We start from the raw sequence: 11,525 nt of genomic DNA, 5'->3' as shown, positions 1-11,525 counted from the left end.
AAACAAGTGTTTGCGTTTATCGACTACTTCAACTCCACCATGGCCAAGCCTTTTAAATGGACTTATAAAGGCAAGGTTCTTTGCTTTTAACTGTTGTTATATTTAAGTTTTAGTGCACTAGTTGGATTACCGAAGCCGCATTGCGGCTGGAACTTCCGTTCGATTCGGAACAAGTGATCGGATTGCAGCATCTTATTCTTTCCCACCATAATCTCGGGGAATGGGGAAGCCCGGTACAACCGCAAACGGCGGAAGCGGTAGCGCTGCATCATATCGACGCATTGGATGCCAAACTCCAGATGGCGGAGGACGCGCTGAGTGCCACTTCGGACAAAGAGTTATGGACACATCCGATCCGAGGGCTGGAGAATAAAGCGTTGTACCGGATGACACTGTAAAATTAAATCTCTCGAAACGGGTATAGAGACCTATGAAAATATCACGGCAAGAATTTGAGAAAATCTTTAGGAGGATGAATGCTTCCTGGTCCTACGAAGATGCTGAACTGAATGACGAAGAAAAAGAACTCCTACGGAAGCGGCTTAATGAAGAAATTACCGATGAGGAGTTCAACCGCGCCCTACTTGAGAAAAAGTAGATGAGACCTGGAACAATGACCAGTGGGGAGGAAATCCATGAAAAGTAAATTCTACGTCGTAGTAAAGGGTGAAAATCCAGGAATATATAACAAATGGGACGGAGGAGCCCAACAAAACGTTACAGGATATAAAGGGGCTGTGTATAAATCGTTCTCAACGTTAGAACTTGCAGAAATTTGGTGGAGGCAGATGTCCTCAGAAACACAATCTCCCAACTATCATTTTGATCAATCAGAGATTTTTACAAAAACTCAGTCTATTGTAGAAGAGGAAGAACAAGGGCCGTATTACACCTACCTAATTATTGATCCTCGAATACAGATGCCCTTTTACGTTGGACAAACCCATGATATGGAACATCGAAAAACCGGCCATTTACGTGATTCTTACAAACATAGAGCCTACAAAAAGTGGATTGCAAGTATCCGGAAGGATGGCCTCGAACCGGAATTCCAGATCGTTGATACCCAGCCAACAAAAGCAGATTCCCTGCGTTCAGAAACCGAATGGGTAAAAAAGCTTGCATATCAAGGCATCCGTGTCTTGAATGGTTGGCGTGAACATAAGGAATGGATTGATTTAATCCTTGGAGAAAAAAACAGTAATCAATAAAAGTCGCATGAACTCCATCGAACAATGACTTTGCGGCAAAATAGCGGCAATGGTATAATGTTATTGAGGAAGGTGATTTTATGTTCACACCCAAATATTCAATAACGGACACCATTGCCCGCAGACTAATGGATATACAACGCGCCAGTGTTGTAGTGGATATGCTTCCATTGCCCGCATCTATTCTGGATTTGCTTAAGAAAGAATCTATGGAAAAGACGGTTATTCTTTCAACGAAAATGGAAGGAAACACGCTTGACGAAGCGACGAAGCGAAAAGTCTTGTACCAAACCAGCGATGACAATGAAGAGCAGGAAGTTTATAACTTAATGAAAGCTTTGGAATACCTGGATGAAGCCGAAAAAAGGCAGCTCCCGGTCACAGAGGAATTTATTAAAAAGCTGCATGCCATTATCCGAATATCGCACGGACGAAGACCACGTATTAGCGACTATCGCGAAGAACAAAATCAAGTAGGCAGTCGCAATGCTTCCGGTTTTTATTTGCCGCCGGAATGGAATGATGTCCCTGTATTAATGGAGGATCTGGTGGCATGGGTGAATTCGCCTGAAACCTATTCGGTTCCTGTTCCTATCAAAGCGGGGATTTTCATGTGGCAGTTTCTGACGATCCATCCGTATATGGACGGGAATGGCCGAACGGCCCGGATGATTACGACCTATCTTTTACGCCGCGGCGGATATGGCTTAAAGGGCTTATTCGTACTCGAGAATTTCTATGACCGTAACTTGGCTGAATATTATCGCCGACTCCAGTTGGGCCTCCATCACAACTATTATTTTGGTAGGAATGAGGCAGACCTGACGCCATGGTTGGAATTCTTTATCGATGGCTTGGCGGAGGTATTTCAAGAAGCCGCAGCCATCGTAACGGAGAAATCTGTCCAAATGACGAAAATCGAACCGGATTTGATTCGCAGGTTAGATCCCCAGCAAAGAATGGTGTTCGCTCAATTAACCTTTAAACAAGACACCCTAACGACAACTGAGATGAGGGACCTGCTTCGGTTGTCGGATCGTTCTATAAGGGAAAAGGTAAGTCATTGGAGAGAAGAAGGATTCATTGAGCCGCGCGTTCCAGAGGCCAAAAGAGTTCGTTCGGTTAAACTATCCGCGGAATACGAGAAGCTGGCTCAAGACATTCGGATTGCTCCGGAAAAGTTTGCTCATTTTCTAAAGTAAATCATTCAAGATTGCAATGTTCTTTCATGGGAATATTCGATTTGAGGTGGTGAGTTACTATTGAAGATATACCTAAAAAAAGGCCCTGATAATGAAATCGCGAATCATAATTTTTATGCTGCTTATGACGGATTTAAACAAATGGGTTTTGAAATACGCTATTTTCAAGACGTAAATGAATTGCCTGATCATCAAAAGGAAGACGTTATTGTCAGTTATGTCGATGATGTCAGAACCATGCTTAGCAAATATGATATTGTTGCACCTGAAATGGACTATCCAGAAGAATTAACTGCATTTTTAGGAAGAAATGTGTGGAAGTCAAGACTGAGTGTGATCGCAAATAATCCAGAGAAATGGAATGTATTCATTAAGCCGGTTGAGGATAAAAAGTTTACCGGAGTTGTGGTTAGAGGCACTAAGGACTTAATGGGATGCGGGACATATGGTGAAGATCCTGAGATATTATGCTCGGATGTGGTCAAATTCGTAGCAGAGTGGAGATGCTTCGTCAGATACGGGAATATTCTAGATGTTCGCAGGTATCGGGGGAACTGGAGGTCGCATTTTGACTATCGGGTCATTGAAAATATCGTCATGCAGTTCAAGTCCGCTCCTAAAGGATATGCTGTAGATATTGGTATAACCGATAAAGGGGAAACTTTATTAATTGAAGTAAACGACGGGTATGCACTGGGGCATTATGGAATGTTTTCTTTGGACTATGCGAAGTTATTATCCGCAAGATGGTCAGAATTGACGAATACGACTGATGAATGCGCCTTTTAAGTCATGATAAAACATAGAAGCCAAGTAAGTTTGGCATTGAATTTGTCAACTCCACCTTCAAATCAGGTGGAGTTTTTGTGTGGAACATACATTCGCTGACAATCTATGGTCGTTGTGTTCCGCCATAATGAAGGAAAGACATACGGGAGTGATTACATTGGATCAACCGATTTATATCGCCATCACAGGCACCCAGCACTATTTTGGGGCTGCATTTCTGAAACCGGGGCAGATTGTTCACTTAATCAAAGATCCTGATAATCCTCATGACCATGAGGCGATAAAAGCAGATATGATCCCACTAGGCAAAATCGGCTATGTCGCCAACAATCCTCATACCGTACCGAAAGGATGTCGCAGTGCCGGGCGTATTTATGATACGTTTGAGCAGCATGTTTGTGGCGTGGTGCGATTTGTCGTGAAGGAAACGGCAATTGTTGAACTTACGCCGGGCCTAGAGGAAGTGTACATCATCAAAACGACAGAGGATGTTTCGCTTTCCCCTTGCCAATAGGCAGGAAGAACTAGGAAGAATGTCGAATTTCCATTTATGATAAGGATTTACATTACATATGCCATGTCAGGAGACGCGATATGTCAGATAAAGTGATACGGCTCCATAAAATGCTGCTTGCTATACAAGCTAATCCGGGAATATCGGCCAAGGAGCTGGCGGATAAATGCGAGACCACGGATCGAACGATTTACAGAGATATGAGAATTTTGGATTTGATTGCACCAATTACGAATGAAGGTTATGGAAAAGGATACCGTTTTGTGGGGAATTTCGCCATGTACCCGCTGAATTTCACGGAGCAGGAAGCGTTGGTGTTTTCTGTCTTGCCATCCGTGCTCGACACTAGCAAATTGCCCCCAGGTTTTGAATCTGCCTATGACAAGGTGATGGCCACCCATGTGAAAGAGACCCGGAAACACTACGATACATTGGAAAATGTCGCGGATATGATTCAAATGGGGACTCCAGCTCATCGGGAGAACCATACCAATTTCTTGCTACTCATTATGGAAGCGATCATAGCCAAGAAGACCATCCGCTCTGTGTATCATTCACAGTACAGAAATGAATTAACAGAGCGCGAAATTGATCCGTACTGCCTAGTTCCGCGTGATCAACAGTTTTACTTGATCGGCTATTGTCGTGCCAAGCGGGAAATTCGCACGTTTCGGATCAGCCGTTTCCGTCACGTAGAGTTGACTGGTAATCGTTTCGATAAAGGTGATTTTAACATCGTTCATTATATGAAGCACACCTGGTCCATTGAACGAGGGGATTCCTTAATCACCTTCAAGATCAAATTTCACCCGGATGTCGTAAGGTATGTGAAGGAAGAAGAATTGTTCGTGAGACCGAAAATGACCGACCTGCCGGACGGAAGCTTATTATTCGAGGTCACCGTCAATCACGAACGGGAGTTTATGAATTGGGTGGTTCAGTATGGACCATCGGCGGAGATTTTAGAGCCTGCATCTGTCCGGGAGAAGTTTAAGGAACAACTCATACGTTGGGGACAGTTGTACAGGGAGTAAGGTGCCAATGTCGAGCGAGAAACGAGAGGGAGGGATCCGTTTTGAACATAGAAGGAACGTTTCTATGGCGTTTGTATGAGTCAATCCGTAAAGAGCCATTTCTCCGCAAGATTGTCATCGCCCCCTCCTATATGGAGGGGCAGTCCTGGCTCATCCGGATAAGCCGAGAATTAGGGCCGGTTATGAACGTCGAGGTCCATGCCGTCCAATCCTTCATACAAAGTCAGGTTGAGTTGTCCCTATATAAACAGGGGATGACCTTGATCGGGGATCAGCGGTCCTTTTGGATGGTCCATCGTGTCATGGATCAAATGGCTTCCGAGCCTGATTCCTACATCTTCATGGATCAAGTCAAGCCCGGTATTGCTATGCATGTGCACAAAGCGATTATGGATCTGCGCCGTGCTGGAGTGAGAGCGGAGGAGCTTCGAGACGATCATTTTTTGAGCCAGCAAAAAGGCTGCTATGTCCGAAAGGTATTGTCAGCGTATGAGCTTTTTCTGAAGCAGCGAAAATGGACCGATTTTCCCGGCCTTTTGTCGTATCTATCAGCCCCATTGCCGGAAAACGTGGAACTTATCCTGCCAGACCCTATGCCGCTTCCACTGGTTTCTACCAAGATGTTGGAGCGGTTGTCCAATGGCCGGATGACGAAAATAAAAACGGATGCTTCCTTCACTGACACTAACTCCACATTGCCGTTCGGCGAGGTTCAGTTCTATCATGCGACAGGGAAGCTGGCGGAGGTTCGTGAAGCATTAAGACGAATCATTCAGGGGCAGATTCCGTTGGATGAAGTCGAGATGATCGTACCGGACGCGGAATATGCGCTGGCCATTTCGACCATGTGTGCTTCTCTAGGTCTTCCCTGTTCCTTCGCAGACGGGTTGCCTGTGACAACATCCGGGATAGGAAGAGCCGCACATTTTCTGCTGAACTGGTTGGAGTCCGGTTACCAGGTGCGGCAGCTCGTATCCATGCTGCAGCAGCAATTGATCACGTTCTCCGATCGTGACAAAGGAATAACGAATGCGGATTGTATTCGGGCCCTGGAGAAAAGCGGCATTGGCTGGGGAAAAGAACGGTATACCAAAATACTGGGGTCAGTACATGTTCGTTCCCAAAGGGATTCAGATGAAAGACCCGAAGAACTCAAGCGAACGGAACAACAACAGCGGGATGACGAGATCAAGAACCATCTTACCAACCTCTTAGAAGAACTGTTTCCAGACGAAGCGGCGCTCTGCTCTCCTGCAAGCATTTGGGGATGGCTCGTTAAAATCCTAGATCGATTCGGCGTGTGCAGAGTGGAAGAGGATGCGATCGTTCGGCAGGAGATGAAAGATATGGGCAAGGAGCTGCAGGAATGTCCCGTGCCGGACTCGATGCCGCTACAACAAGGGTTCTTATATGTCAGGGACATGCTGCAGAAGCTTCGAGTCGGGGGGCAACCGTTGCCCAAGCCCGGCTCCTTGTACGTATCGAGTTTGGCAAATGGGGGGATCAGCGGGAGAAAACACACGTTTCTGCTCGGGATGGATGAACATTCGTGGTCCGGGAATATCCGGCAAAATCCCATGCTGATCGATGAGGAATGCAGACGGATCGGCGCTGAGCTGCCAACAGCGGTGCAGAGACAAAGAGAACTGCAGCGCCATCGCGATGGACGCCTAGGGATGATGAGCGGCGATCTTACATTGAGCTTCTCGTCGTATGACCTGGCCGAAGGAACGACTGTAAGTCCGGCTTTTCAGCTTCTACAGGCATTCCGCAAAGCAACGGGGGAGCCGAATGCGGACTATGAGATGCTGCACCGTAGTTTAGGGGAACCGGCCGGATATTTAGATGTAGAAAAGCCTTCCTCTACTGAACCAAATAAATTGCCATTGGACGGAGCTCATTACGTTTTTGGGCATATCCATGCGCATGCAAGCCTTCAGAGGGACCGGCAGGCCGTCATTGAATCGGTCTATCCTTTGCTCCATCAAGGCAGAACGGCCCTTGAAGCACGCGGCTGCACACAAGTGACGGAGCATGACGGATATATAGCGGGGGAAGAATGGATTGCTTATTGGAGCGGCCTGTCCGAACGGACGCTTAGTGCCAGTCAACTGGAAAAGTATGCGGAATGTCCGATGCGTTATTTTTTCCAATATGTATTGGGAATTCGCGTGAAAGATCAGGTGACCTTTGATCGTACCTCCTGGCTGAAGCCGAATGAAAGAGGCTCGCTGCTGCACGAGGTTTATCGGCGTTATATGACAGAAGTCTGTGCAAGTCATGACATGCTGATTACGCACGATTATACCCTACTGCTTCGGATCGCCGAGGAAACCATTCTTGCGTATGCTGAGCGGATTCCGGCACCGAGCCCTCATGTGTTTGAGAAGGAGCGGCAAGCGATGCTCAGGGATGTGGAAGTGTTCTTTCGAATGGAAGTGCAGGGTAAGACGACTCCGCGGTTTTTCGAACAAGAGCTCATCGTGGACGGACAGCCGCTGCGCCTTGAGCTTGAAGACGGCACGGCTATTTCGCTTCGCGGGATCGTCGACCGAATCGATCAAGTTGCGCCGTATCAATATCGCATTATCGATTACAAGACCGGCAGCCCCCGCCCTTACAAGGAAAATGGTGTGTTCGTCGGCGGCACACAGCTTCAGCACGCACTTTATGCTTGGGGTACGGAGCTTTGGTTGCAGCAAACGGGTTTGGATTCTGATGCAAAAGTGCTTGAAGCGGCTTATGTCTTTCCGAGCGAACGGGGACAAGGGCAAGTGATTGCACGGTCACAAAGTGAACGTCACCGGGTTACCGAGGTGATCCGGAGAATTCTTTCGTCGATGGAACAGGGAGTGTTTATTCCTGCATCTGACACGGGGGTCTGCCGCTATTGCGACTATGCGGCTGTATGCGGAGATCACGCAGAGATGATGGTCCATAAACGCAAGGAAGAAGCGAATACGGAGCTGCTGCTCACGCTGCTGGAGGTGGAGAATCTTGAATGAACCGTCCGATCAATACGCGAGAACGAGGGTATTGGAAGAGCTTGGTACTACTTTTCTGGTAGAAGCCGGTGCAGGCTCGGGCAAGACAACCAGCTTGGTAGGCCGATTGCTGGCGCTCATCGTGACCGGTACGGCTAAAATCGAGCAGATTGCGGCGATCACCTTTACGAATAAAGCGGCGGATGAGATGAAGGAGCGTTTCCGCATGGCTTTGGAACGGAAAGCGGCTGATGTTGAAGGCGAAACTAGAGAACGATTGGAAGAAGCTTTATCCAATTTAGACCACATCTTCATCGGAACGATCCATGCGTTCTGCTCCTCCATGCTTCGCGAGCGTCCGATTGAGGCCGGATTGGACCCTACTTTTGAAGAAATGGACGAAGAGATGAATCGTGCGTTCCGCGATCAATGCTGGGATGAATATCTGATTCGGCTGCAGGAGGAAGATAGTGAGGCTCTTGCTTCCTTTGGCGAGGTGGACATCGATGTCAGCATTCTGAAAAATGTCTATGATCGTGTATCTCTTTTTACGGACCTCCAGATCCCTTGTGAACCAGTTCAACGTCCTGAGTTCAACCTGATCCGGCTCTCCCTGCTTCCCATGATTGAAGAAGCAAGCAGGTTTATGCCGACGGCTGAACCGGAGAAGGGGTGGGATAATCTTCAGGCTAAACTGCGTGCTGCGAATCGCATGCTGCTCTTGTCGAAGGAGCAGGACGATAGGCTGATGCTTACGCTTGCCAAGATGTTTGACTTCAAACTAGATGTGAAGCAGTACAAGTGGACGGAGAAGAAGCAAGCCAAAGCCATCTCCGAACAATTTCACGCTTGGCAGATCACGGTCCTCTACCCTTTTCTTCAATCGTGGCGGGAATACTTGTATCCGAAGGTCATTCAATTTGTCTTACCTGCGTTGAATTATTGCAGGAAACGGCGATTGCAGGCTGGAAAGCTGAACTTCCAGGATCTTTTGATGTATGCATGCTGTCTGCTGCGTGATTACCCGGAGGTTCGCGCGTTTTTCGCAGGACGCTACCAACGGCTCATGGTCGACGAGTTCCAGGATACCGACCCGGTCCAAGCGGAAATGATGTTTCTCTTAACGGGAGAGAGCGATGACCCGAATGAACGGAACTGGCGAAAGTTTACGCCTAAGCCTGGTTCCTTGTTTGTCGTGGGCGATCCCAAACAGTCCATCTATCGTTTTCGCCGTGCGGATATTTCCATCTATAACGAGGTGAAGTCGCGGATTCATGCATGTGGAGATGTACTTCACTTGTACAGCAATTTCCGTTCCATCGATGCGATAGGCGCTTTTGTGAATGGGCAATTCGTCGGCAAGTTTCCCATTCGGGAAAGCGATGTTCAAGCAGCGTATGTCCGGATGGAAACGAATATACCCAATCCCAAAGCAAGTAAGAAAGCGAACCACGGGATATATGCGCTTACGTATCCGAAAATTCCGGGAGGCAAGGATGCAGTAGCAGCGGTTGACGCCGAGTGTATTGCCGCAACCATAGCGTGGGCTTGCCGCGATGGGAATTTGCACATTGAGGAGCGGGATGGCGCAGCTTGGGTGTTTAGAGAGGCGCGGCCCAGTGATTTTCTGATTTTGACAAGAACAAGGCATTATTTGCACCTATATGCGGAAGAGCTCGAGAAGAGGGGCGTAGCTGCGGAAACAGTTGGAAGCTCTGCCTTATATCCCGAGCTTCATACACTTGGACAATTAGCCCTCTATTTGGCTGATCCGTCTGACCAAGTGGCGATGCTGAGCGTCTTGCGTGGGCCTCTATTCGGTATTAGCGACAAGGAACTGATGGCGTATCGAGCTCAAGGAAATGCATGGTCAATTTTTCGGCTGCCGGAGGAAGCAGCAGAACTGGGTAGTCAAGTTGCCGCTGCATGCCGGAAATTGCGGGAATATGCCGGCTGGGTCAAGGAAATGCCTGCATGGGCAGCCCTACACCGCATTATAGAGGACACTGGTCTTTTACCTTATTCCACGGTGCAGGAAGCAGGGGCCAACCGGTCGGGAACTTTGCTTAAGATGCTGGAGCTTCTGCAGCGTGACGCCTTGCTTGCATCGGATTGGCATGAACTGGCGCATGCAATATCGGTCATTCGGGAGAGACAAGGCATGGAAACCGCCAGCCTCTACACGGGTAAGGGGCAAGCGGTGCGGATCATGAATGTGCATAAGGCAAAAGGCTTGGAAGCGCCTGTCGTGTTTCTCGCATGTCCTTGTGGAGAAAAGGATCATGATGCTGACCAGTTCGTTGATCGTTCGGAGGCTGAGGCAGCTGGCTATTTCCTGATACAGCAAGCGAAAGGATTTCAGAAGGAAACGATTTCCCAGCCGGTTGGCTGGGATGCGATGAGTGTGCGGGAGCGAGCCTTTATACGTGCGGAGCGGGATAGGCTTCTCTATGTCGCGGCGACGCGGGCGAAACAAGTGCTGGTTGTCAGCCTCTACCCTGAGCAGCCGGCGAAATGTCCGTGGAGCTCGCTAATGGATGGGATGGATCACATCCGGGAGCTGGATGTTCCGGAAGTGGATGTCGGGACTGATGAGTGTGATGAGGAAATGGAACGAGATATCGCAACCATTGATTTGGGGGCTTACTTGGCTCAGAGGGAGCTGGTGTTCCATCAGCTGCGCCAGCCTACTTACGCGGAAGCAACCGTTACTGGACTGACTAAAGGGATGGCCGACACACCGGAATGGTCAGCCAATGGGAGAGGCCAATCATTCGGCAGCGTAATCCATAAGGGACTTGAAGCGATTGGAAAAGGTCTTTCGATGAACGAATTGCCTGAGTATGTTCAATACCTCTGTCAGGTCGAAGGGGTTTCAGAGAAGGATGAGGAAGTTGCTCTGCCAATACTCCGAGAAGTTCTAGACAGCGAACTCTGGCAGCGTAGTCAACGAGCGAAGCAGCGGTTGTTTGAAATCCCGATCATGATACACCAGAGAAATGGGGAGACATCGCCATATCCAGCAAACGAGCAGACGATGTCCGAAACAGCCGCCGCGGCATTGACGCAACAATCCAATAACGACTTTAATCTCTTGGTGAAGGGTGTAATTGACTTCGCCTTTGAAGAAGAGGATGGTTGGGTAATCGTCGACTTCAAGACCGATCAGCTTGACGAGGGCAAGTTGCAGCAGTTTGTCCGTTTTTATGCGCCGCAAGTTCAGGCTTATGCTACGGCTTGGTCAGAGACATTTGGATTTCAGGTGAAGGAAGCTGGATTGTATTTCATTAGTCTAAAAAGATACGAACGTGTGCGGTAGAATTACAAAATTCCCTCCTTTGAGGAATGCATAGCAGAACTTTATGCATTCCTTTATTGTTTTTGATGGTTCCGCATTTGGATATTGTTCTTAATTTATAACCACTACTTTACTTCTCCCCAAGTTAAGAGGGTTTTGAACTGTATTTGTCGAATCTTAGGTATTAAGTATGATGCGTTTTAGCTGCAGAACAGATGTTTGATGACAATCTGATGTCAAAGCATCTATGTATAATGATTAAGAAATATAGTCAAAGAGCGTTGACTTAAGAACTCACATTCCGCACCCTGATCATGTGGTAGCGAATGGCTTTTTTGGGGGTCAGCAAGCCGTTAAACGGGTGTAGCGATGGCTTCAGAAGCAACACCATCGCTGAGGCAAGTCGATTCAGTTAGCCGAGGTAAACCGATTCATCCAAACCGAGACTGGCCAACACGCGCTTCTCCTCTTTACTCAAGGGGCGGGCGAATTG

At 48.0% G+C, this 11,525-nt stretch carries 8 protein-coding genes and 1 pseudogene; all 9 read left to right on the top strand.

Annotated features, from left to right (window positions below):
• Positions 1-116: 116 nt before the first annotated feature.
• Positions 117-398 (top strand): annotated as a pseudogene (locus tag WBG83_RS21820) (phosphohydrolase); the annotation flags it as partial.
• Between the two features lie 74 nt (positions 399-472).
• Positions 473-598 carry a hypothetical protein gene (locus WBG83_RS21815; RefSeq protein WP_336747491.1) on the top strand — a complete coding sequence of 42 codons (126 nt, stop codon included), beginning with the start codon at positions 473-475 and terminating at the stop codon, positions 596-598.
• Between the two features lie 37 nt (positions 599-635).
• The gene (locus tag WBG83_RS21810; protein WP_336747489.1) at positions 636-1,211 is read left to right on the top strand and encodes a ribonuclease H1 domain-containing protein; all 576 of its coding nucleotides are present in this window, start codon (positions 636-638) and stop codon (positions 1,209-1,211) included.
• Between the two features lie 80 nt (positions 1,212-1,291).
• Positions 1,292-2,413 (top strand): Fic family protein, encoded by a 1,122-nt coding sequence (locus WBG83_RS21805; RefSeq protein ID WP_336747488.1) that lies wholly within the window; start codon positions 1,292-1,294, stop codon positions 2,411-2,413.
• A gap of 60 nt (positions 2,414-2,473) precedes the next feature.
• Positions 2,474-3,202 carry an ATP-grasp domain-containing protein gene (locus WBG83_RS21800; RefSeq protein WP_336747487.1) on the top strand — a complete coding sequence of 243 codons (729 nt, stop codon included), beginning with the start codon at positions 2,474-2,476 and terminating at the stop codon, positions 3,200-3,202.
• A gap of 157 nt (positions 3,203-3,359) precedes the next feature.
• The gene (locus tag WBG83_RS21795; RefSeq protein ID WP_336747485.1) at positions 3,360-3,716 is read left to right on the top strand and encodes an HIRAN domain-containing protein; all 357 of its coding nucleotides are present in this window, start codon (positions 3,360-3,362) and stop codon (positions 3,714-3,716) included.
• A gap of 80 nt (positions 3,717-3,796) precedes the next feature.
• Positions 3,797-4,750 (top strand): helix-turn-helix transcriptional regulator, encoded by a 954-nt coding sequence (locus WBG83_RS21790; protein WP_336747484.1) that lies wholly within the window; start codon positions 3,797-3,799, stop codon positions 4,748-4,750.
• A gap of 41 nt (positions 4,751-4,791) precedes the next feature.
• Positions 4,792-7,755, top strand: a complete 2,964-nt coding sequence (locus WBG83_RS21785; RefSeq protein WP_336747483.1) for a PD-(D/E)XK nuclease family protein — start codon at positions 4,792-4,794, stop codon at positions 7,753-7,755.
• Positions 7,756-7,786: 31 nt separating this feature from the next.
• Positions 7,787-11,053: a UvrD-helicase domain-containing protein gene (locus WBG83_RS21780; RefSeq protein ID WP_336747482.1), complete on the top strand. Its 3,267-nt coding sequence runs from the start codon at positions 7,787-7,789 to the stop codon at positions 11,051-11,053.
• The last annotated feature ends 472 nt before the right edge of the window (positions 11,054-11,525 follow it).

The sequence above is a fragment of the Paenibacillus sp. y28 genome, from assembly GCF_037137075.1.
Taxonomy (GTDB): domain Bacteria; phylum Bacillota; class Bacilli; order Paenibacillales; family NBRC-103111; genus JBBBNV01.
Note: the sequence above shows the minus strand (reverse complement) of the source record. Positions and strands in the feature narration are given on the sequence as shown.